Raw genomic sequence first — 22,622 nt, forward strand, 5'->3', positions numbered from 1 at the left:
CCTTACTCGTGCGGTGGCCCGCCGCGCATGGCCACCAGGAGTTCATGCTGGAATGCCTGGTTGACCGGGTAATCGATGTGCTCGCGCCTGAGCACACGAAGCAGTCCGGCGTCCCTGTAGCCACTGGCCCAGAGGCGCTGGATCAGGGGCGTCGCATCGGGTTTACGTTGCAGCGCCAGCAACGCCTCGACGCGCAGGGCCTGCAGGCGCGGATCGCCCTGCCCGCTTTTCGCGGACTGAACGTTGTCGAGCGTTTCGGTCAGCAGTTGCCGGGCCGCCTCGTCGTCGGTGGTCACGGCCGCAAGGGCGAGCCGTGCTGCCGAACCCGCGAGCAGGGTCGACCGATCATCGGGCAGCTGGGCCATCAGGGGCGTCAACGCGTGCAATGCCGCCGCGGCGCGTTCGCGAGCTTCATCCGCCTGGCCAGCTTCGCGCAGTTGCGCTGCCTGTTCGAGCTGGGCTTCCGCGTACTCGCGCTGCCAGGCGGCGTTCGCCGGATCGTGCGTCGTCAGGCCAGCGAAGATCGACAGCGCTTTCGCATTCAGGTCCGCGGCCGATGACAGATCGCCACTCAACCGGCGCAGGCGACCGAGCTGCACCGCATACAACGCCGCATGCTCCTGGAAGTCGGTATTGCTCGGATCGAGCACGCCGAGTTCGGTCGCCATGTCGACGGCATGCTGGAGGCGCGCCATGCCCCTGGCCGTGTCACCCGTCAGCGCCTGGGTGCGCCCGAGAATGGCGTGGACGGTGAGGAGGTTGTCGCGTCGGCTCATGTCTTTCGGATCGGCGGCAGCCAGTCCGGACTGGATACGCTCGTCCGCGCCGTACTGCGCCATCGCTTCCGCGAGATCGCCGCGCATCACGGCGAGCTTGCCGAGGTTGTTGTACGCCGACCCCAGGTATTCGACCCAGTCCGCGTTATGTGGCTGGCCGAGGACCAGGTCCTGCATCAGGGCGAGCATGTGGCGGTACTGCGATGCGGCCTGGTCAAGTTCGCCACGCGCCTCCATGACATGTCCGATGTTGTTGTCGAGCGTGGCGCGCTGAAAGGCCAGCTGGGTGTTTCCGGGCGCACGCACCGCGGCGGGTTGCAGCCTTGCCTGTGCACTGGTGAAGCTTCGCTGCGCGTCGTCGAGCTTGCCCTGACGCCACTGCGTCATGCCGATGAAAGCCCAGACCTCCGCGAGTGTGAGTTGCCGCTCGATGTTCGTCGGCGTCGCGTCGGCCAGCCGCGTGGCTACCGCGAGCGCCGCCTGGTACGACGTCATGGCAGCGCCCAACTGGCCCTGGTCCAGACGGACGCTGCCGATTTTCTCGAGCGCCGAGGCGCGCTGCGCTAGTGCCCTATCCGTGACTTCCTCGATCGGCTGGGCCTGGAAGTACTTCATGGCCTGGTTGTCCACCGCTTCCATGATGTCCAGCCGCGACACCTGGGCTAGCTTGTCGTTGAGGTCGCCGAGCATGAAGCTGACCAGGTCTTCCGCCTCCTTCTGGCGGCGCTCGGCCACATGGCTGGCGACCATGGCGGCGTGCCGCGAGATGAAGGCGCTGACCGCCAGCCCCGTGGTGACCGTCATGACACCAAGGGCCAGGAAGGCGACGACCATGGCGCGATGCGTGCGCCGGTGCAGTTCGCGCTGCTTGAGGTCGTCGAAGCCGACATCGAGTACGCCGGCGACGAGTTTGATCAGGGCGTTGAGCTTGCCATCGCTGCCTTGCCTTACGTCCGCCGCGACGGGCTCGATCGTATCGCCACCGAGGGCCCCGTCGCTGCCAAGGCGATGGCGCAGGGAGGGAACGAAACACTCCGCGGGTTCCCCGGCGACGATGAGGCAGAAGATCCGCTCGTCGCGACCGAGGCGCTTGAATGAGAGCACCTCTTCGTTGACCCAACGCGACGTCGCCGCCTGCGGCGAGCAGATCACCAGCAGGCATTCCGATTGCGCGAGGGCAGCGTTGACGGTGCGACCCAGGTCACCCGCACTGGCCAGTTCGTCGCGATCGCGGAACACCGGCACAAGACGCCTGGGAACCACGCCCATAGCCGTGGCCTGGCCGACGAGGCGTGCCGGGATGACGTAGCTTTCCAGGGCGCGGTGTAGCCACGCCGCCCAGGCGGCGTCCTGGTGGCTGTAGCTGATGAAGGCGCGGTACCGGAAGCCCGGCGCCATGAAACCTTCGGTCGACACGCGCGATACCCCGCAGGTCGTGAACAGCCTCCCCCGGCGGCCCGAAGGCACACGCTAGCACCGAAATGTGATGCGGCGCACGTTTTCACGGCACGTGAACGGATGCCGTCTCGCGGCGTCGACACGGCCTTCACGCAGCACCATCCGCCAAAAACCCGTCGAACCCTGCTAGCCGGGCTCCTTTGCGCGACTGACACTCAGGCTGTCGTTGCGCCCCTGCAGCGGCGCGCCAGTGGGGAAAGCCGCATGCACGACAAACGCTACGTATTCGCCGTGGCCTGTGCCCTGGTCCTTGCCGCCTGCAGCGGCCATGGTGCCGCGCCAGCTGCCGGACCCGCCGAGGTCGACGTGGCCGTGGTGGTCAACAAGCCGATCACGGACTGGCAAAGCTATTCCGGGCGGCTGCAGGCCATCGACCACGTGGACATCCGCGCCCTGGTGCCGGGCACCATCATGGCCGTCTACTTTAAGGACGGGCAGATGGTTAAGAAGGGCGATCCGCTCTTCCTCATCGATCCACGGACCTATACGGCGGCCGCCGACCGCGCGTCCGCGCAACTTGCGGCAGCACGGGCGCATGAGAAGTTCACCTCGGCGGATTCCGCACGCGCGCAGAAGCTGCTTCAGGGCAATGCGATATCAAAACGCGATTTCGACGACCGCTCCAACGCGGCGCTGGAAGCCACGGCCAACGTCAAAGCCGCCGAGGCCGCGCTCGAGGATGCGAAGGTCAATCTTGGTTACACGAAGATCGTCGCACCGGTCGATGGCCGCATGTCGCGTGCGGAACAGACGGTCGGCAATATCGTCGCCGCCGGCTTCAGCTCGCCACCGCTGACCACCCTGGTCTCGGTCAATCCCATCTACGCCGGTTTCGACGTGGACGAGCAGACCTACCTGAAATACCTCAGTCAGGCCGGCGATCACGACGTGGCGGTGCGGCTTGGCCTTGCCAATGAGGCAGCCTTTTCGCGGACAGGAAAGATCGCTTCCGTCGATAACCAGCTCAACAGCACGACCGGGACGATCCGCGTTCGCGCCTCGTTCGATAACGCCGACGGGGTACTACTGCCGGGCATGTTCGCGCGCGTTGCCGTCGGTGGCGGCGCAGCGCATCCGGCCATCCTGATCGACGACCGCGCAATCTCCACGGACCAGGCAAAGAAGTTCGTGCTGGTGCTCGACGACAAGGACCACGCGCAATACCGGGAGATCGCCCCAGGATTGATGGTGGACGGGCTGCGCGTGGTGGACGCTGGCCTCAAGCCAGGGGAGAAGATCGTGGTGAACGGCCTGCAGCGCGTGCATCCGGGCGATCCGGTCCACGCCAAGGTCGTCCCCATGGCGGGCGAGGATGCCGTGGCGAGTAGCCCCTGATGAATATCTCGCGCTTCTTCATCGACCGGCCCATCTTCGCCGGGGTGCTGTCGACCCTGATCCTGCTGGCCGGCGTCATTGCCATGTTCCAGCTACCCATCTCCGAGTACCCGGAAGTCGTGCCGCCGTCCGTCGTGGTCTATGCCTCGTACCCAGGTGCAAATCCCAAGGTGATCGCAGACACCGTGGCCGCGCCGCTGGAAGAACAGATCAACGGCGTCGAAGGGATGCTCTACATGCAGTCCCAGGCGAGCAGCGACGGCAACATGGCGCTGACGGTCACCTTCCGCCTCGGCATCGATCCGGACAAGGCCCAGCAGCTGGTACAGAACCGCGTGTCGCAGGCACTCCCGCGCCTGCCGCCCGATGTGCAGTTGCTTGGCGTCACCACGATCAAGTCATCGCCAACTCTCACCCTCGTCGTCCACCTGATCTCGCCCGACGCCCGCTACGACCAGACCTACCTGCGCAACTACGCCCTGATCAACGTCAAGGAGCGACTGGAACGCCTCAACGGTATCGGCCAGGTGGTACTCAAGGGATCGGGCGACTACGCCATGCGGATCTGGCTGGATCCGAAGAAGCTGGCGGAGCGCAGCCTGACCGCGTCCGACGTCGTCACCGCCATTCGCGAGCAGAACGTGCAGGTGGCCGCCGGCGTGATCGGCGGATCGCCGATGGCCGGTGCGGTGCCCTTGCAGTTGAGCATCAACGCCAAGGGTCGCCTGCAGACCGAGCAGGAGTTCGGCGACATCGTGCTCAAGAGTACCAACGGCGCCTTGACCCATATCCACGACGTGGCCCGCGTGGAGCTGGGTGCGGCGGAGTTCGGATCGCGCGCCCTGCTCGACAACAAGCAGGCGGTGGCGATGTGGATCTTCCAGCTGCCGGGTGCGAACTCCCTGCAGTTGTCCGAAGACGTGCGCGCAGCCATGAAGGACCTGCAGAAAGACATGCCGCCGGGCGTCGAATACAGCATCGTCTACGACCCGACCACCTTCGTCCGCTCCAGTATCGAGGCCGTGATCCACACGCTGATCGAGGCGATCTGCCTGGTGGTGCTGGTGGTGATCCTCTTCCTGCAGACGTGGCGTGCGTCGCTTATTCCCCTGCTCGCGGTACCGGTGTCGATCATTGGCACGTTCTCGATACTGTTGTTATTGGGTTACTCCATCAACGCACTTTCCTTGTTCGGCATGGTGCTGGCCATCGGCATCGTGGTGGATGACGCGATCGTGGTCGTCGAGAACGTCGAGCGAAACATCGAGTCCGGACTGTCCGCGCGGGAGGCCACGTACCAGGCCATGAGCGAGGTGAGCGGGCCGATCATCGCCATTGCGCTGACACTCGTTGCGGTGTTCGTGCCACTGGCTTTCATGTCCGGCCTGACCGGGCAGTTCTACAAGCAGTTCGCCATGACCATCGCCATCTCCACGGTGATCTCGGCGTTCAATTCGCTGACGCTTTCGCCAGCCCTGGCCGCCTTGCTTCTCAAGGGCCACGACGAACCCAAGGACTGGCTTGCCCGCGTAATGGATCGTGGACTCGGTCGATTCTTCGGCGTGTTCAATCGCGTATTTCATCGTGCGTCGGAAGGGTACGGTCACGGCGTAACACGGGTCATTGCGCACAAGGGCGGCATGCTCATTCTCTATGTGGTGCTGCTTGCTGCCGCGGTGATGATGGGACGCATCGTGCCGGGTGGGTTCGTGCCCGCGCAGGACAAGGAATACATCATCGCCATTGCGCAGCTGCCGAACGGTGCCTCGCTGGATCGGTCGGAAGCGATCACGCGCGAGATGGGTGCCATAGGCATGAAGCAGCCGGGCGTGGATCACGCCGTGCAACATCCGGGGCTATCGATTAACGGCTTCGTGAACTCGTCAAGCTCAGTCGTGATGTTCCTGGCGCTGAAACCGTTCGCCGATCGTCACGGATCCGGAGAGTCAGCCGGTGCGATCGCCATGGCGTTGAACCAGAAGTATGCGGCCATCAAGGGCGCGTATATCGCCGTGTTCCCGCCACCGCCGGTGCTCGGCCTCGGCACGCTGGGTGGATTCAAGTTCCAGATCGAAGACCGGGGCGCACAGGGCTATACGGCACTCAACGATGCCGTGAAGGCCTTCCTGGCCAAAGCGGCCAAGGCGCCGGAGCTCGGGCCCACCTTCACCAATTACCAGATCGACGTGCCGCAGCTGAAGGTGGACCTGGACCGCGACAACGCGAAGCAACTCGGCGTGGCAGTGACCGACGTGTTCAATACCATGCAGGTGTTCCTCGGCTCGCAGTACGTCAACGACTTCAACCGCTTTGGCAGGGTGTTCCAGGTACGCGTGCAGGCCGATGCGCCGTTCCGCGCGCACCCCGAAGACATCGGCCTGCTGAAGACGCGCAACGTCGACGGCGAGATGATTCCGCTGGCGTCACTGGTGAAGGTATCCACTACCTTCGGGCCGGAATCCGTCGTGCGTTACAACGGTTACACGGCTGCCGACATCAACGGTGGTCCCGCGCCTGGCTTCTCCTCCGGACAGGCACAGGCTGCCGTGGAGCGCGTCGCGGCAGAAACCCTGCCGCGTGGGTTCAAGCTCGAGTGGACCGACCTCACCTACCAGCAGATCATCGCCGGCAATGCGTCGCTCCTGGTCTTTCCCGTGAGCCTGCTGCTGGTGTACCTCACGCTGGCCGCTCTCTATGAGAGCCTGACCCTGCCGCTGGCCGTGATCCTGATCGTACCCATGAGCCTGCTTTGTGCGCTCATCGGCGTGTGGCTCGATAGCGGTGACAACAACATCTTTACCCAGGTGGGCCTGATGGTGCTGGTCGGCCTGGCGTCGAAAAACGCGATCCTGATCGTGGAGTTCGCACGGGAGCTGGAGATACAGGGACGATCCATCGTCGATGCCGCCATTGAAGCGAGCCGCCTGCGTCTGCGCCCGATCCTGATGACCTCGATCGCCTTCATCATGGGCGTGTTGCCGCTGGTGCTGTCGTCCGGCGCAGGCTCCGAGATGCGTCACGCCATGGGCATCGCGGTGTTCTTCGGCATGCTCGGCGTCACCCTGTTCGGACTGATGTTGACGCCGGTGTTCTACGTGATCCTGCGCAAGCTCTCCGGTGGCCATCACCTTGAGGACAAGCACGGCAAGAACGGCCGCGTCATCGGCATCGAAGACGCCGGCCCGGGGAGCCCGCCATGAAGACCATGCCTTCCATCGCCTGCTGGGGCCTGCTGCTGGCCGGCGTGTCGGGTTGTTCCCTTGCACCGAAGTACAGCGTACCTCCGGCGGCGGAATCGCCTGCCTTCAAGGAAACGTTGAGTCCCGCCGAGGCTGGCACCTGGCAGACCGCGATGCCGGCCGAGGATGCCGCGCGCGGTGAGTGGTGGAAGGTGTTCAAGGACAGCCAGCTCGATGACCTTGAAGCGCAGGCCTCGGCTGCCAACCAGAATCTCGCGGCCGCCGCGGCACGTGTGCAGGAGGCGCGGGCGATCGAGGGTGTGACCGGCGCGGCGCGATTCCCAAGCCTCTCCGCCGGCTTCGGTCCATCGCGCCAGCAGAACTCGCCGGACTCGCTCGGCGTGCCGCCGGGCGGACCACGTCCCGATGCGCAAACCGTGTGGCGGGCGCAGGCCAATATCTCGTACGAGGTGGATCTGTTCGGTCGCGTCGCTTCGTCCGTGCATGCGGCGCATGCGGATACGCAGCAGAGCGAGGCGCTGTTCCGCTCGGTGCAACTGGCCTTGCAGGCCGACGTCGCGCAGAACTACTTCAACCTGCGCGAGCTCGACGCGGAGCTGGCGGTTTACCACCGTGCCGTGGAACTGCGTACCGAGGCACTCACCTTCGTGCAGCATCGCGCGGAAGCTGGTGAGGTCAGCGATCTGGAACTGGCACAGGCGAAGGCGGAACTGGCCTCGGCTCAATCGGATTCGATGACGGTGGAACGGCAGCGGGCAAGTTCGGAGCATGCGCTGGCCGTGCTGCTCGGCAAGGCACCTTCCGAGTTATCCGTCGCAGCGCGCCCGCTGGAACCGGTGGTGATCCACATCCCGCCGGGCATGCCGTCGTCCTTGCTCGAGCGCAGGCCGGACATTGCCGCGGCCGAACGGGCCATGGCCGCGGAGAACGCCCGCATCGGCGTGGCTCGTGCGGCTTACTTTCCGTCCATCGTGCTGACCGGGACGGGCGGCTATGAGTCGTCGGCCTTCAGTAACCTGTTCAAGTGGTCGAGCCGCAGCTTCCTGCTGGGCCCGCTCGTCGGCACGGCGGCTAACCTGCCGATCTTCGACGGTGGCGTGCGCAAGGGCAACCTGGCCAACGCCAAGGCGCGGTACGAAGAGAACGTCGCGAAATATCGCCAGCAGGTGCTGCTGGCCTTCCAGGAAGTGGAAGACAACCTTGCCAACCTGCGCATCCTCGAAGACCAGACGCGCGTGCAGGGTGACGAAGTCGCCGCTTCGACACGCGCCGCCGAGCTCTCGAAGACGCAGTACGAAGATGGCTCGGTTGCTTATCTCAATGTCATCGATACGGAACGCGTGGTGCTCAACGCCCGGCTCACCGCAGTCCGGCTACGTGGCACGCAGGCGACATCCACCGTGAACCTGATTCGTGCCCTGGGCGGCGGCTGGGGCGACGCTCCGGCAACTGCATCGCCCGCGACGGAATGATGCGCCGCGCCAAGTACAGCTACTTCGATGATGTGCGTCCTATAATCAAGGCATCCGCTTCAGGAGACTGCCGCCATGGCTGCAACGACGTTGGGTGCAATGCTCCGGATCACCGAGAGATGCGCAAAAGCCGACTGCCTGCGTGATCTCGAATTGCAGGCGAACCAGCAGGGTCCGTCCGCCGAAAAGGACCTTCGCCTGGTGCAGGAATTCCTCGACACCGCGAAGACCCAGTTCACCACCCGGATCCTCGCGGGCACCGAGGTGAAACCGATCCAGCTGGGTGCAGGGCAGAACACCACGGTGGCGCTGATCCTGCAGACCTTCCGCTGGGCGCCGGATTACGACATCCGCAATCCCGCGCACCCGTATAACGCGGCCTGGAGGCCGTTCGTCACCTGGTGCGAGGAAAACGACCTCGAGCCGGTGCTACGCAAATACCACGACGCCAAGGGCAAGGAGCACTGGTACACCCTGAGCGTCCGTTCGGCGCCGGACCATGTCGAGGCCGCGACCGGTACCTGAAGGGCGACCATTCGTTTCCGAAAAAACCGTGGTATTCGAAAAGGCATCCGGCTGGCTGGCGGCCACCATGAGATACGCGGCAGGTTGCCGGTGCCTTACCAGGGGGAAGCCAACGATGTATGCGATCGTCGTCTCGCTAGCCGTACTGCTCCTTGCCTGTGGCAGCCTGTTCCTCGGCGGCTGGATCGCGCGGCGGATGCCGGAAGAGCACCTTGTCTACGAGGCGCAGAAAGCCGCGCAGTTCGGCATCAGCATGATGGCCACCCTGGCCGCGCTGGTGCTCGGCTTCATGGTCACCTCGGCACGCGCCACCTTCGACCGCGCCAATGACGACGTCGTGGGGGTCTCCACCTCGATCCTCCTGCTCGACCGCGCACTCTCCGGCTACGGTCCCGAGACGGCGCCGATCCGTACGGACCTGCGCGCCTTCCTTGCCCACGCTACGGAGCGCGTGGCGGCGAACGGCGAGATGGAGAAGGTGGTGTTCCGCCTGCCGCATACCAGCCTGAGCCTGATCACGCAGTTGCAGGAATCCCTTCTTGCCTTGCAGCCCGATAGCGAAGCGAAGAAGTGGTTCCAGTGGCGCGCCCTCCAGATCACCGCCGATCTCGGCAAGGAACGCATCCTGACCTCGGAACATGAGCGATCGTCCGAGCCCACCTTTCTCCTCATCGTGGTTACGGCCTGGATCGTGCTGATCTTCATCGGCATGGGCACGTTCGCCATGCACAACGCGTCCGTGCGCCTCGTGCTGTTCTGCGCCGCGCTGGCGTTCTCGGGCTCGATCTTTTTGATCATGGAGCTGGAGGCACCGTATACCGGTGTTCTGCGCGTATCCGGTGAGCCCTTGCTGCAGGCTGCCACCGAGCTCGCGCTGCCGTGAGCCATCGCCGCTGAATCGGCGATGCTTTACGTCCGATGCAAGCGACGCTTACCTTTGTGCAAAAAGCCGCGTATAAGCAAAACGGTCTTTCGCGAAAATCAACGATGAACATCACCCTCGACGAGATACAGAACTTCATCGCCGTCGTCGACACCGGCTCGATCACCAAGGCAGCGCAACAGCTGGACCAGACGGTGTCGGCAGCGAGCCGCACGCTGGGCCGCCTCGAAGAGAAGCTGCAGACCACCTTGCTCCGCCGCACCACGCGGCGTATCGAACTGACAGACGAAGGCGCGGCGTTCCTGGAGCGCGCACGCGACATCGTCGCCGCCGTGGAGCATGCCGAGGAACAGATGGCGACGCGACGCAGTCGTCCCGCAGGCCGTCTGCGCGTCGACGCCGCATCGCCCTTCATGCTGCACGTAGTCGTCCCCCTGATTGCGGGGTATCGGGAGCGCTTTCCCGATGTGGATCTGGAACTGCACAGCAGCGAGGGCTATATCGACCTTCTGGAACGGCGCACGGATGTCGCCCTACGCATTGGCCGCCTCAAGGATTCCACGCTGCATGCGCGACCGATCGGTAGCAGCCGTATCCGCTGCCTGGCCAGTCCCGCCTACCTCGAGTCACGCGGAACGCCACGTAAGGTTTCGGACCTGTCGAAGCATTCGTTGCTCGGCTTCACCGAGCCGGACGCACTCAACGACTGGCCGCTGCTCGACGAGAAGAAACAGCCCGTCCACGTCAAGCCCACGATCAGTGCGTCCAGCGGTGAGACGCTGCGCCAGCTCGCCATCGAAGGCAACGGCGTCGTCTGCCTTTCCGATTTCATGACGCGCGACGATCGCGACTCCGGTCGCCTCGTACAGGTGCTCGCGAAGAACACCGTGGAGTTCCGCCAGCCGATCAACGCCGTGTATTACCGCAACACGGCGATTTCGGCGCGCATCGCCTCGCTCGTGACTTACCTGGTTGAAGCCATCGGTGATAACGGCTTCGATCACTGAGAGGAATCTTCTCTCAGACGCCCGGCGGATTGGAATCGATCACCTGCACCTTTCGGCCGGTGGTTTCCGGCTGCACGCTCTCGTCCGTGGCGAGCAGCACGGAGCCCGGCGCCAGCAGGGGCACGATCTTCTCCATGAATTCGCGGGGCACCGAGACGCGGTTGACCAGGGCTTCGTCCACCACCTTGCCGCCTTCGTCGCCGTGGCCGGGAATGCCGATGGTGATCCAGTTAGGCATGTGTAGCCCCGCGCGATCCGGCGCGTCGGGCATGTAGCCCGAGGCGACGATGTAAGCGTGCGTGCCGACCAGGGGATCCTTCACTTCGATGCGGCTGCGGCCGATCTCGATGCCGTTGCGGAAGACGATGACGCGATTGTCGGCCACGCTGAGCACCATGGAGATCGGGCCCGTGGGTGAGGCGTCCGGATTCCAGCGGTAGGGCACGCCGTCCGCCAGGGGCTCGAGCGGCAGGTCGCTGCCGTTGCGCGGGTCGATGGGAATCACCGCGCTGGGATGCACCACGGTGACGGGCGCCGTGCCCTCTTCGGCGACGACCACCGTCATGCCCATGTTGGTCGCATCGAACAACAGGCGAGCGAACTCGGTGGGCATGTGCACGCAGCCGTGCGATTCCGGGTAGCCCGGAAGACCACCCGCGTGCAGTGCTACGCCGTCCCAGGTCAGGCGTTCCTGGTAGGGCATCGGCGCGTCGTCGTACTTCTTGGAGTGGTGGTCCTTGTCCTTCTGCAGGATGGTGAACACTCCCGTCGGGGTTTCGTGGCCCTTCTTGCCGGTGCTCACCGTGGTCACCCCGATGAGGATGCCGTTGCGGTACGCGTACGCGCGCTGCTCGGTGATGCTGACGATGACCGCCATGGGGCCCGGCGACGCGCCGCGGCCGCCCCAGATCCACTGGCCCGGCTTGAGATCGCCCGGACGGGTATCGGCGGGGCTCGACTGCTTGGCACCCCACACCGGAATGGGATTGGCGGCGAACGACGCCGTGGTGAGCGAAACGAGCAGTACGACGGCAGCGGCAACGCGTTTCATCCGGATCTCCGATATTCCCCTTCGCACGAAGCGTAAACCGAGGACGGCCGCACGCGCGAGTATGGTTTCGTTGCGCATCCTACGGAGTGGGAAGCTGCTCCGCTTGGACATCTTCACCTTGCGGGCTGCGTCGGTGGCCCGCCTCGCCGGTAAGGATGCTGAGCATCGGCCCGCGTGCACCCGGCAACTTACCCAGCGGCCCGAACAGCGCGTCGCGACACCAGCCGAGCACCGTGCGGTCCGACTGGAACAAAGGCGTCAGCCACCGACTCATGCGCTGGTAGATACGCACGTGAGCATGGCGCTGGCGGCGGTACGTATCGAGGGCAGCGTCGATGTCATCGTGCTCGCCCAGCGCATCGGCGAGCGCCGCAGCGTCCAGCAGGGCCATGTTCACGCCCTGGCCCAATTGCGGGCTCATGGCGTGCGCGGCGTCGCCGATAACGACCAGGCGATCGTGGTGCGGACGGCGCAGGACCACGTCACGGTAGCGCGCCCGATTGAGCTGCTCGGAATGCTCGAGGTGAGCGATATGCGGCGTGAGTTCGGGCCAGATGCCGCCGACGGTGGTCTTCATCGCCGCGACGCTGAGGTCGTCGAAAACGTCGACCTGCTCGCCCGGAAGGCTGAAGTAAAACGTCACCCAGCGACCTCCATGGCCCGGCCGCGTACCGACGGGCAGCATGCCGATCATGGCGCGGGTACCGGCATAGCGCTGAAGCAGGTGGGTCGGCGCCTGCCAGTCGTCGATGCGCAGCAGGCACCATACCGCTCCCCACGGATACAGCTTTTCGCGCCCGACCTGGTTCTCGCAGCGGGCCCGCAGGACCGAATGCGCGCCGTCAGCCGCGATGGTCAGGTCGAACGGGCCGTGCGCTGTGCCGTCGGTGTCCAACACGCAGCGGCTGGTGGCGTCGTAGCCGGCGATGAAGATCCCCGTGCGGACGTGGGCCGCCTCGTGATGGGCCTCGCGGAGCAGTTCGAACAGGGCGCCACGGGTCATGCCCAGGCCGAAACAGTCGGCGCGGCGGTCGCGGTAGCGCATGGCCATGACCGGCCGCCCGCGCGGGGTGCTGCCGTGGAGCTCGTCGATACGCTGGCCCAGGGCCATGGCGCGCCCGGCCAGGCCGAGACGGTCCAGCACCGCGATCCCGGTGGGCTGCAGCAGGAACCCTGCCCCGACCGGCCCGAGGATGGGGCTCTTCTCGAATACCGTGATCTCGTGTCCCTGCGCGGACAGCAGGATGGCACTTGCCTGCCCTGCGGTTCCGTAGCCTACGATGGCGACCTTCATCCGTGATCCTCCGTTTGCCGGAGGATAGCAAGACCGATCCAGCGGCGCCCTCCGCGGCGTGTCGAAATGCCTGCTTCCCGTTCGACGTGAAGAAGAACCCCTCTTCATGTTCCCGACTAAAGGTGCATGCGATGACCTTGAAGCTCTATGCCCATCCCTTCTCCTCGTACTGCCAGAAGGCCCTCGTGGCCATCTACGAGAACGGCACCCCCTTCGAGTGGAAGATGCTTTCCCCCGAGCAGCCGGAAAATTACGCGGAGTTCGCCGATCTCTGGCCCCTGCGGCGCTTTCCGATCCTGGTCGATGGCAAACGGACGATCACCGAAGCCAGCACGATCATCGAGTACCTCGACCTTTACCACCCCGGCCCGGCGCCGATGCGGCCGGACGACCGTAAGGCGGCGCTCGAGGTCCGTGCCATGGACCGCTTCTTCGACAACTACATCTCGACGCCACAGCAGCGGATCGTGTTCGACTTCATCCGGCCCGGCGGGCAACGTGATCCTTGCGGCGTTACCGACTGCCGGCAGATGCTGGATGCTGCCTATGCGTGGCTGGACAAGGTGATGGCCGGTCGCGAATGGGCCGCCGGCGAGCACTTCAGCCTGGCCGATTGCGGCGCGGCACCGTTCCTGTTCTACGCCGACTGGACCCACCCTATCCCCGAAACCTTTGCCCACGTACATGCCTACCGACGGCGCTTGCTTGCGCGCCCCTCGTTCGCCCGCGCCGTCGACGAGGCCCGCCCATACCGCCCGCTGTTTCCCCTCGGCGCACCTGACCGCGACTGATCGAAGGAGACGTCCATGAGCAGCCAAGCCCTTACCTCCGCCAGCGAACTGGCGAGCCGAAACACCGTCCGCATGCCCAACGAGAGCGCCGACTACCGCAGCGCGCGTAACGCACTTCTCGCAGAGGAAATCGAACTTCGGCGGCACATCGAGCGCGTAGCGGCGATGCGTCGTGAGCTACCGCCCGGCGGTGAAGCACGGGGCGATTACCGGTTCGAGGGCGTCAACGGTGCTGTCGATCTCGCCGGCCTGTTCGGCGACAAGCAAACGCTCGTCGTCTACAGCTACATGTTCGGACCCGAGCGGGAGCGACCCTGCCCGATGTGTACCTCCCTGCTCAGTGCATGGGATGGCGAAGCACGCGATATGGAACAGAACGTGGCGCTTGCCGTGGTAGCCCGCTCGCCGCTGGCGAAGCTGCTGGCGTTCAAGAAGGAAAGGCGCTGGCAGCATCTCAAGCTCTATACGGATCTCAACGGCAATTTCAGCCGCGACTACCATGCGATTGCCGACGACGGCAGCGACATACCGGCGTTCAACGTATTCACGCGTCGCGACGGGACGATCCGCTTGTTCTGGGCGGGGGAGATGGGTGGGGAGTCGGCGGATCCCGGCCAGGATCCGCGTGGCGCGCCGGACCTGATGCCGCTGTGGACTGTGCTGGATTCGACGCCCGAGGGGCGTAGGCCGACGTGGTATCCGAGCCTGGACTACCCGGGATAATCAACAACAAGTCCATTCTGGACAATCCGTATCGCGACCGGGATGATCGGCGCATGGTCGATCATCTTGCCCCCTATATTCCCGTTGCCGATGCGATTGCCACGGTGTTCAAGCCGCACGCCGAAGTCGTGATCCACGATCTGGGCACCGGCACGATCCGCCATATCGCCAACCGGATGTCGCCGCGTAAGGCTGGCGATGACTCGCTCGCGGAACTCGATGATCTCGGTTCGCTGGATGGCGCTGTCATCGGGCCCTACCCCAAGACCAATGCCGATGGCCGCACCCTCAAGTCGATCACGGCGGTGTTGCGCGACGGGCGACGCAAGCCGATCGGCTTGTTGTGCATCAATGTCGACGTGAGCATGTTCGAGGCCATGCAGGCAATGTCGAAGGAATTCCTGCGTTTCGCGGAAAACGCCCCGCGCCCCGCCGCGCTGTTCCGCAACGACTGGCGCGAGGAGGTCAACGACATCGTTGGCCAGTTCCTCGGTGACCGCGGCACAACGCTCGCTGCCATGGGCATCGTCGATCGGGAGGCTCTCGTCACCTTGCTCGAAGAGCGCGGCCTGTTCGATGTGCGCCATGCAGCTACGTACATCACGCAGTTGCTCGGTCTGTCGCGGGCCACGCTGTACAAGACGCTCAAGGCCGTGCGCGAGAGCTCCTGAAACATAGGGCCCGCGCGCGTCGCCTTAAAACCGTCAGGCCGCCTCGCCCTCCAGCACGAAGTAAGCCATCTCCTGCCGCAGTATCTCGGCGCTCTCGCGCATGGCGCGGCTCGCCGCGGCGGCCTGTTCGACCAGCACGGCGTTCTCGCGCGTGGTCTCGTCGATACCGTGGATCGCGCCGTTGACGCGGGCAATGCCGTCACTCTGGCCGCGAGTGGCGTTCATCACCGAGTCGACCAATCCCGAAAGCTCGGTTACGCGCTCGCCGATACCCGTAAGCACGGCGCCTGCCCGGTCGACCGAGGCAGCGCCCGCTTCCACGGCCTCGTCGCTGTCCGCGATCAGGCGGCGAATGTCGCGGGCGGCTTCGGCGCAGCGCTTGGCCAGCTCGCGTACTTCCGACGCGACCACCGCGAAGCCGCGGCCGTGTTCGCCTGCACGGGCCGCTTCGACGGCGGCATTGAGCGCCAGCAGGTTGGTCTGGAAGGCGAACTGATCGACCAGGTCGAGTACCTCGGTCATGCGCTCGGTGTTACGGCGGATCTCGCGCATGTTGCCGATAGCGTCCATGGCCACGCTGTGGCCTTCGTCGGTCATCGACCGTGTCTGCGCGACGGCACGGTGTGCCGCGGTTGCGTGACCGAGACCTCCGCTGACGGCCTCGGCCATGTCGTCCATCGACGACGATGTCGAACGCAGGTGATCGGACTGGGTGCGCGTGCGGTCGTTCAGCGCGTCGTTGCCCCGCGCGATCCCGCTGGCGGCGTGCGCGACGTGGTCGGCGCGATCGCGCACCTGCACGACGACGTTACCGAGCTGGGTGTCCATGGCCGCCAGTGACGCGAGCAGCGCACCAATCTCATCGTTGCGACCGATGTCGATGCGGGCACCGAGCGTGCCACGTGCGATGGCGGCGGCGACCTCCGAGGCCTGACGGAGACGGCGGCCCAGCGAGCGGATGATCGCCAGGTCGACCGCACTGGCGAGAAGCAGCGCGATCCCCAGCAGGATGGCCGAGGTGATGCCACCGCGACGAATCTCGTTGTGCTGGGCCTCGGCTTCTGCCTTGCCGCCATCGAGCGCCAGCGCGAACAGGTTCGAGAAGTCGCTCTTGAGCGGTACGACGGCGGACTGCACGTCGTTGGAGAGCTGCAGCTGGGCGATATCGTACTGCTCGGCCTTGAGCAGCTCGATCACATCGTCCACGGCCTTGTCGGCGGCTTTTCGGTGTTCGGCGGCGAGCGCGACGAGCTTGCTCTGCGCCTTGCCCAGGCCACTCGCCGTCAGGGACTTCCATTGCTTGTCGATATCGTTCCTGTCGCTGCCGATCGCGGTGACGGCATCGTCGACCGACGACGGCAGCCGGGTCAGCGTCGCGTGCACCAGGGCGTCGAGCAGGTCGTTGTAATCGTTCTGGATGCGGCCGACGTTGGCGACAGGAGCCAGCGTCTCGTCGACGACGGACTGGAGCCGCTCGTCGGCCGTGCGTAGCTGGGCGCCACCGACGATCCATAGCGCGAGAAGGAGGAGGATGGTGCCGCCCATGCGAAACAGCAATCGGGCGCGGAGGGTCAGTTCGGGCAATGGGATTCGGGGCAATCGCATGGCGTACTCGGGGGGCGGGGATGCCTCCCTGTCGGCCGCACAGCCAGCAACTTTAGCGTTAATTTTTACGCATTATGCTTTTATTTCAGTAGCTTGAACCTTTGGTTACACGACAACCGAAACCTGCGTTTCATAGGTCACCATGTGCAGGCCGGTACCCGTGTTCTTCGCCACGCGTTTGGCTGACGCGGCGAGGCTGGCGACTGTTTCAGGATCCACCGGATAGGCATCGACAAAGCAGGCGACGCCGACGGCCACGGTGGTGATCGGAAAGAATCGCTGGTGACCGTGACGGTCCTCGCTATCGATGCCACCGCGTGCGCGATCGCTCTCGTCGAACAGATTGCCGCTCATCGCATTGAAGCGCACCCGCATGCCTTCGCATCGCGCGACCCAGTCGTCACCCTACTTTAGAAAACCCGTTTGTAATCAGTTATTTCTCTTTTGTTACAGCTGAGGTTACGTGTCGTCGTCCGCGGCGTAAGCCACCTCGCGCTGCGCACGAAGTTCGTCCAGTCTTGCGCTCAGTCCGGCTTCGATGTGCGCGTAGGCGTCGCCGCCGAGCGTGAGGCGACGTGGCATGACGGCGGCATCGATCGTGGCGATCATCGTGTCCACCATCTTTTCGGGATTGCCGCGCAAAGCGAAAGCACCCGAGGCGATGCCGCGGCGAAGCTCACCCGCCGGGGTGTCGTCGTAGATCGCCATAGGCTCGGGGCTGACCAGACCCTTGCCGAAGTCGGTCTTCGACGGGCCGGGCTCGACGATCAGGAAGTCGATGCCGAACGAGGCCACTTCCTGCAGCACGCTCTCGACGAAGCCTTCGATACCCCACTTGGACGCGTGATAGAGGCTGAAGTTGGGATAGGCGATCTGGCCGCCCTCCGACGACACCTGCACGACGCGTCCGCCACCCTGGGCGCGGAGCTTAGGGATGGCCGCGCGGATCACCTGGATCGAGCCGATCAGATTGGTGTCGAGCACGTGGCGGATCTGCGCGTCGGTGACTTCCTCGGCGGTCCCGAACAGGCCGTAGCCCGCATTGTTGACGATCACATCGATATGGCCGAAGGCGGCAAAGGCATCGTCGATGCTGCGCCGGATGGAGGCCGTGTCGGTCAGGTCCATCGATGTGGTCCAGAGCCGATCGCCGTGCGACGCCTTGAGATCGTTCAGGGCGCCCGCCTTGCGTAACGTGGCCGCCACGCGATCACCGCGCTCGAGCAGTTTCTCTGTCAGCTGGCGGCCGAAGCCGGAGGACGTGCCGGTAATGAACCAGGTCTTGCTCATGTCTCACCTCATGGGTCGTGCCGCGGGATAGCGGCAACTCATGGGGAAAGCTAAGGGCGAATGCCCGACAGGACTATCCGCCGGATCGCGGATGAATCGATGCACCAGACAGCACAATCGCTCGATATCGGCGAATCAGGCGTCGACAAGCACCTGGCTGTCGAGGTTCCAGCGATCCACTATGTACGCCCCACCCGCGACCATGAGTGGCGTGTATGCGCAGTTACCATGGCGGTAGCTGGCGTAGTCACCGCCGTCGCGCAGGGCGCCCAACAGGGCCGTCAGGCAATGCCCGTGCGTGATCACGGCGACACTGCGATAGGGCAGCGCGCAAATGGCCTCGAGTGCGGGCAGCGCGCGTCGTGCGACGTCCTGCAGGGATTCGCTGCCGCCGGCCGCGACGAGTGGATCATGGCCGCGGACGACCTCCGCCCATGCCGGGTCTTCGGCCAGCGCATCCGCGACAGAGCGGCCTTCGAGCTCACCGAAAGCGCGTTCGACAAGGCGTTCGTCGTAGCTGACCTCACAGCCAATGATCTCCGCCACGACAGCCGCCGTGTGCCTGGCACGACCCAGCGTTGACGAAACAATGTGCTCGACACCCCGTGCCGCGAGTGTGCGACCGAGGGCTCGCGCCTGCTCGATGCCAGCGGGTGTGAGCGGGCTGTCGGCGCGTCCCTGGGCACGGCGCGCGACATTCCATTCCGTCTCGCCATGGCGGGCCAGGATCAGGTGTTCGAGCATCGCGTGGAATCCGTGTGGGCGTGGGGATCCGGATAGTTTAGAACGTTCAACGTAGCTGGCTGTCCTTGCTGCCTCGCCGGTTGTAGCCGGCGAAGCTGGCCGCGTCGTGGTCGGCCTGTTCCTGGCAGGCCACGCACAGCCGCACGCCCGGCACAGCCTTGCGGCGGGCTTCGGGAATCGGTTTGTCACATTCCTCGCAGCGCTCGAGGCTCGGCCCTTTGGGCAGGTGGCTGCGTGCGCGCTTCACCGCGTCGTCGATGGTCGCGTCGATCTGGTCCTGCACGGCGGTATCGCCGGCCCATCCGGTTGCCATGGGGTACCTCCCGGTGGCTTGTTGCTGGTTACCCATATGGTGGTCACGGGGTGGTTTGAAAGGGCGTGATGATCGGGTGAGGGGTGTCGCGAGCATCCATCGGCGAGGCTTTTACGCGCCGCCCCGCGGCTCATCGTAAATACCGAACTCCGTAATCCCCGGCTGTTGCCCGGAAACGCTCAACCGAACGCGACTCGCCGTCGTCCGCGGAATCTCATGAAACTGGTAGTGCACCGGCTGCGCTCCTGAAGCGATCGCAACCCACGCGCCATCCCGCTCCACTTCGACCTTGTACCCAGCGATACGACTCACATCGCCATAGCCTTCCGCACCCAAAGCCTCGACGATCGACACCGTGTTGAACGCCACCGGCTGTTCGAAGCGAACCTCGATCCATGCCTCGGTCTTGCCGCGATCGGCCAGCCAGTAACTACGGAAGTTGTCGTCGAACGCCTGGTCGGGGCCCACGGCTTCATCGCTCGCGCTGGCCCAGGCCGGCTTGCCGGCAGCGAGGTCGGGCGTGGTGATGGTGACCGAACGACCGATGGCCGGCGCCGGACCCGTGTTCTTCCAGAGCTTGCCGATTTCGGCGAGGCGGGCAACCGCGTTGTCGTCGAAGCGGCCATCGCGGTTGGGTGCCACGTTGAGAATCAGGTTGCAGTGGTTCTCGTTGAAGGGCACCAGCCATTCGTTGACGATGGTGCTGGCAGAAGCCAGTTCGGAGGTCGGATACGCCTTCTTCCAGAACCAGTCGCTCTGCAGGGTCGTGCCCGACTGCGACGGCACCGGGCTGTTGGGCGGAATCTTCTGCCCGGCATGCTGCTCGTACTGCTTGATGTCGGTGTAGTAGAGCGCCGTGCCGGGATAGCTTCCGGCGTTATGGTCGGTGACCAGGCAATCCGGCTGCAATGTCTTCACCAGGTCGTAGATCTCCCGATACGGCAGCTCGGCATACGAAATGCGCGACCATGCGGCGTTCCACCCGTCGAGGATCAAAGCCGTGAGCGGCCCGTACTGGGTGAGGATCTCGGTGAGCTGCGCCTTGATCAGGGCGATCTTCTCCGGCGTCACCGTGCGCGCACGGATATCGGCGCGGAGGTCGAGAATCGAGAAGTACAAACAGACCTTCAGTCCCGCCTTGCGGAACGAATCCACGTAACGCTGCACCACATCGTGCGGGTACGACGACTGCATGATGTTCGCGCTGCCGGTCTTCGTGGGCCAGAGGCAGAAGCCGTCGTGATGCTTGGTGGTGAAGCACGCGTAGCCCATGTTGGCCGACTTCGCCGCGTGCGCCCACTGGTCCGTGTCCAGGTGTTTCGGGTCGAAGAGCTTCGGCGACAGCAGGGGATCACCCCACTCGCGCTCCTCGAAGGTAGCCATGTTCAAGTGGATGAACATGCCGAAGCGCAGGTCGAGGAAGGCTTGCTGAAGGGCTTGCAGTCGTTGCGGATTCACGACGACGTGTTTGCCTGCTGGCATGGCCGCCACCGAAGTCGCGGCTGCCTTCGCCCGCGATGCGGACCACGCTCCACTTCCGATCACGCTGGCAACAGCCAGCGCTTTGGCAAATTCACGTCGGTTCAACGGTCGCACTCCGCATGGGATGACGACCGACTTTCGCCCGCATTGTCGCGGCTGTCAAACCACGGCGATGAATTCCGTGATGCTCATCGGAACATTTCAGTGAAACAATTGGACGGCCGCGACAACCAGAAGCAGCAACAGCACCATCAGTACCGCGTAGATCACCCAGAAAATCCCCTTCGGGGCATCCTCGATCACGCCGGTGCGCTGCCAGTTGGCGATGCGGGTCAGCTGGCCTTGCAGATACCACGTGGTAAAGAAGAACAGGGTGACGCCGCCGATCTCCATCGGCAGGCCGCGTTCGATGCCGAAGCGCTTCAACGACGACGACATCGAGAAGTAACCCATGTACACGAACACGATGTCGACCAGTTGCAGACCGTAGTTCGCGACCGACGCGGAGCCAAAGAAGCCGCCGATCACGCCGCAGAAGACCGCGATGATGAAATACGTCGTCGCGCCGCTGCGCGGGTCGATCTTCTTGACCCATACCGACTGCACGAACATCCAGATCAGCACGAAGATGCCCAGCGTCAGCACGCTGAGCAAGGCTACCCAACCCCAGTGCAGCGACGGCGCTATGGGAAATTCGTCTCGTGTCACCACGGCGATCGGCGCGCGCGGCGTGAGCCCGGGTGGTGGCACCTCGAAGGACGGCGGCTCACTGAAGGCGGTCGCGGACGCACTCGCGTTCTCGCGCAGGAACGTATCCAGCGGCAGCCATTCGATCATGCCTTCGCGCCAGCAGAGGCTACCGCTGTCGAGCAGGCCCTGCCTCTGCCAGCGCTGGACAGTGGCGAGCGTATACGGTCCGAAGCGCTGGCCGTTCAGGCCGAGCCAGATCTGTGCGTCTTCCAATGTCCTGCCCCTGTTTCCGTGTAGTGGGTCACCGCGCGGCCATCATACAGAGCGGCACCGGTGTCGTCAGAGGCTGTCGAAGTGCGTGGGTGACGCATCGTGGAAGTGGTCGACGAGCATGCCGACGAAGGCAGACACCTTACCCGACACATGCCGTTGCGGCGGATACAGCGCCCACACTTCAATGGAACGGCCATCCACCTCGCCCCACGAGGTAAGCGCACCGCTGGCCAGATCGTCACGGATGAGGGAGGCAGGCATCATCGCGGCGCCAGCGCCTTCGCGCACCGCGTCGTATATCAGCGCCATGGAAGAGAGGCGCATCATCTCCCGCGGCAGCATGGTCTTCGTTCGCTCGCCAGAGGTCAGTCGCCATGCCGCTAACTGGGCTTCGCCCAGGATGATCGCGGGAAAGGAATCGCCATCTTCGGGCTGGACCAGCGAAGGCGCCGCAGCTACCACCAGGCGATCGCGCAGGAAGCAACGGCCAGCGAGTTCGGTCGACGGTGCGGGGTTCGCACGGATGACGACATCGAAGCCTTCCTTCAGCGGATCCACGAAGCGATCGTCGATGACGACCTCGAGATGCACGGCGGGATAGTCCATCGCAAACCGCGCCGCGAGCCGCCCGAGGCCCCGATGCGCAAATAGCACGGGAGCACTGACCCGGAGCGCGCCGCGCGGCGCACCCGTGCGGGCGACCAGGCCCTCGGCGATGTCCTCGATGCGGCCAAGCATCGCGTGGGCCTCAGCGTGCAGGGTCGCCCCTTCTTCGGTCAGCCGGAACGGCCGGGCGCCGCGCTCGATGAGCCGGACGCCGAGGCCGTCCTCAAGCTCACGAACCCGGCGCGAGAGCGTGGCCTTGGGTCGGCCGGTCGCGCGGCTGGCCGCCCCGAAGCCGCCGTGCAGCGCCACGACATCGAAGTCGGCAAGGGCAAGGAGGTCCATAGGTGTTCCGCCAGCGAGACGAGGTGTCCCGATTCTGCGGCTTTCGTATCCCGGATGGAACGCCCAATCTTGGGTTCATCCACCCCACTTA

20 protein-coding genes are annotated in these 22,622 nt (G+C 64.8%); 9 read left to right on the forward strand and 11 right to left on the reverse strand.

Annotation, left to right across the window (positions count from 1 at the left end):
- Positions 1-2 precede the first annotated feature (2 nt).
- Positions 3-2,192 carry a TIR domain-containing protein gene (locus tag ACVWWJ_RS22660; protein ID WP_456969585.1) on the reverse strand — a complete coding sequence of 730 codons (2,190 nt, stop codon included), beginning with the start codon at positions 2,190-2,192 and terminating at the stop codon, positions 3-5.
- 246 nt (positions 2,193-2,438) lie between these two features.
- Between ACVWWJ_RS22660 and ACVWWJ_RS22665 the strand changes: the two genes are divergently transcribed.
- From ACVWWJ_RS22665 to ACVWWJ_RS22690, 6 genes are all read left to right on the forward strand, one after another.
- Positions 2,439-3,569, forward strand: a complete 1,131-nt coding sequence (locus tag ACVWWJ_RS22665) for an efflux RND transporter periplasmic adaptor subunit (protein ID WP_456969586.1) — start codon at positions 2,439-2,441, stop codon at positions 3,567-3,569.
- Complete coding sequence (locus ACVWWJ_RS22670; RefSeq protein WP_456969587.1) at positions 3,569-6,769, forward strand: efflux RND transporter permease subunit; 3,201 nt, start codon at positions 3,569-3,571, stop codon at positions 6,767-6,769. The genes ACVWWJ_RS22665 and ACVWWJ_RS22670 overlap by 1 nt, the downstream gene beginning before the upstream one ends.
- Positions 6,766-8,241 (forward strand): efflux transporter outer membrane subunit, encoded by a 1,476-nt coding sequence (locus tag ACVWWJ_RS22675; RefSeq protein WP_456969588.1) that lies wholly within the window; start codon positions 6,766-6,768, stop codon positions 8,239-8,241. The genes ACVWWJ_RS22670 and ACVWWJ_RS22675 overlap by 4 nt, the downstream gene beginning before the upstream one ends.
- Before the next feature lie 75 nt (positions 8,242-8,316).
- Complete coding sequence (locus ACVWWJ_RS22680) at positions 8,317-8,766, forward strand: hypothetical protein (RefSeq protein ID WP_159894451.1); 450 nt, start codon at positions 8,317-8,319, stop codon at positions 8,764-8,766.
- A 115-nt stretch (positions 8,767-8,881) separates the two neighbouring features.
- Positions 8,882-9,649, forward strand: a complete 768-nt coding sequence (locus ACVWWJ_RS22685) for a bestrophin-like domain (RefSeq protein WP_456969589.1) — start codon at positions 8,882-8,884, stop codon at positions 9,647-9,649.
- Positions 9,650-9,753: 104 nt separating this feature from the next.
- Positions 9,754-10,656: a LysR substrate-binding domain-containing protein gene (locus ACVWWJ_RS22690; RefSeq protein WP_456969590.1), complete on the forward strand. Its 903-nt coding sequence runs from the start codon at positions 9,754-9,756 to the stop codon at positions 10,654-10,656.
- Between the two features lie 13 nt (positions 10,657-10,669).
- Here ACVWWJ_RS22690 and ACVWWJ_RS22695 read toward each other — a convergent pair whose 3' ends face one another.
- Entirely contained in the window at positions 10,670-11,707 is a 1,038-nt protein-coding gene (locus tag ACVWWJ_RS22695; RefSeq protein ID WP_456969591.1) for a L,D-transpeptidase, read from the reverse strand.
- 79 nt (positions 11,708-11,786) lie between these two features.
- The gene (locus ACVWWJ_RS22700) at positions 11,787-13,001 is read right to left on the reverse strand and encodes an FAD-dependent oxidoreductase (RefSeq protein WP_456969592.1); all 1,215 of its coding nucleotides are present in this window, start codon (positions 12,999-13,001) and stop codon (positions 11,787-11,789) included.
- Positions 13,002-13,132: 131 nt separating this feature from the next.
- Between ACVWWJ_RS22700 and ACVWWJ_RS22705 the strand changes: the two genes are divergently transcribed.
- From ACVWWJ_RS22705 to ACVWWJ_RS22715, 3 genes are read left to right on the forward strand one after another with little or no spacing between them, the layout of a single operon-like run.
- Entirely contained in the window at positions 13,133-13,792 is a 660-nt protein-coding gene (locus tag ACVWWJ_RS22705) for a glutathione S-transferase family protein (RefSeq protein WP_456969593.1), read from the forward strand.
- A 15-nt stretch (positions 13,793-13,807) separates the two neighbouring features.
- Entirely contained in the window at positions 13,808-14,515 is a 708-nt protein-coding gene (locus ACVWWJ_RS22710; protein ID WP_456969594.1) for a DUF899 family protein, read from the forward strand.
- A gap of 53 nt (positions 14,516-14,568) precedes the next feature.
- Positions 14,569-15,186 carry a helix-turn-helix transcriptional regulator gene (locus ACVWWJ_RS22715; protein ID WP_456969595.1) on the forward strand — a complete coding sequence of 206 codons (618 nt, stop codon included), beginning with the start codon at positions 14,569-14,571 and terminating at the stop codon, positions 15,184-15,186.
- Positions 15,187-15,219: 33 nt separating this feature from the next.
- On the opposite strand, the gene ACVWWJ_RS22720 is transcribed toward ACVWWJ_RS22715, so the two are convergent.
- From ACVWWJ_RS22720 to ACVWWJ_RS22755, 8 genes are all read right to left on the reverse strand, one after another.
- Entirely contained in the window at positions 15,220-16,791 is a 1,572-nt protein-coding gene (locus ACVWWJ_RS22720) for a methyl-accepting chemotaxis protein (RefSeq protein ID WP_456969596.1), read from the reverse strand.
- Between the two features lie 105 nt (positions 16,792-16,896).
- Positions 16,897-17,166 carry a hypothetical protein gene (locus ACVWWJ_RS22725; RefSeq protein ID WP_456969597.1) on the reverse strand — a complete coding sequence of 90 codons (270 nt, stop codon included), beginning with the start codon at positions 17,164-17,166 and terminating at the stop codon, positions 16,897-16,899.
- 84 nt (positions 17,167-17,250) lie between these two features.
- A complete protein-coding gene (locus ACVWWJ_RS22730; protein ID WP_456969598.1) occupies positions 17,251-18,081 on the reverse strand; it encodes an SDR family oxidoreductase in 831 nt (276 codons plus the stop codon).
- 135 nt (positions 18,082-18,216) lie between these two features.
- Positions 18,217-18,825, reverse strand: coding sequence for a histidine phosphatase family protein (locus ACVWWJ_RS22735; protein WP_456969599.1), 609 nt, complete (start codon positions 18,823-18,825; stop codon positions 18,217-18,219).
- Positions 18,826-18,871: 46 nt separating this feature from the next.
- Entirely contained in the window at positions 18,872-19,138 is a 267-nt protein-coding gene (locus ACVWWJ_RS22740; protein WP_159896389.1) for a DksA/TraR family C4-type zinc finger protein, read from the reverse strand.
- A gap of 111 nt (positions 19,139-19,249) precedes the next feature.
- Positions 19,250-20,620, reverse strand: a complete 1,371-nt coding sequence (locus tag ACVWWJ_RS22745; RefSeq protein WP_456969600.1) for an alpha-L-fucosidase — start codon at positions 20,618-20,620, stop codon at positions 19,250-19,252.
- Positions 20,621-20,821: 201 nt separating this feature from the next.
- Complete coding sequence (locus ACVWWJ_RS22750; protein WP_456969601.1) at positions 20,822-21,583, reverse strand: DUF4339 domain-containing protein; 762 nt, start codon at positions 21,581-21,583, stop codon at positions 20,822-20,824.
- A 66-nt stretch (positions 21,584-21,649) separates the two neighbouring features.
- Entirely contained in the window at positions 21,650-22,531 is an 882-nt protein-coding gene (locus tag ACVWWJ_RS22755; protein WP_159896393.1) for a LysR substrate-binding domain-containing protein, read from the reverse strand.
- Positions 22,532-22,622: the final 91 nt, after the last annotated feature.

The sequence above is a fragment of the Luteibacter sp. HA06 genome (genome assembly GCF_054061215.1).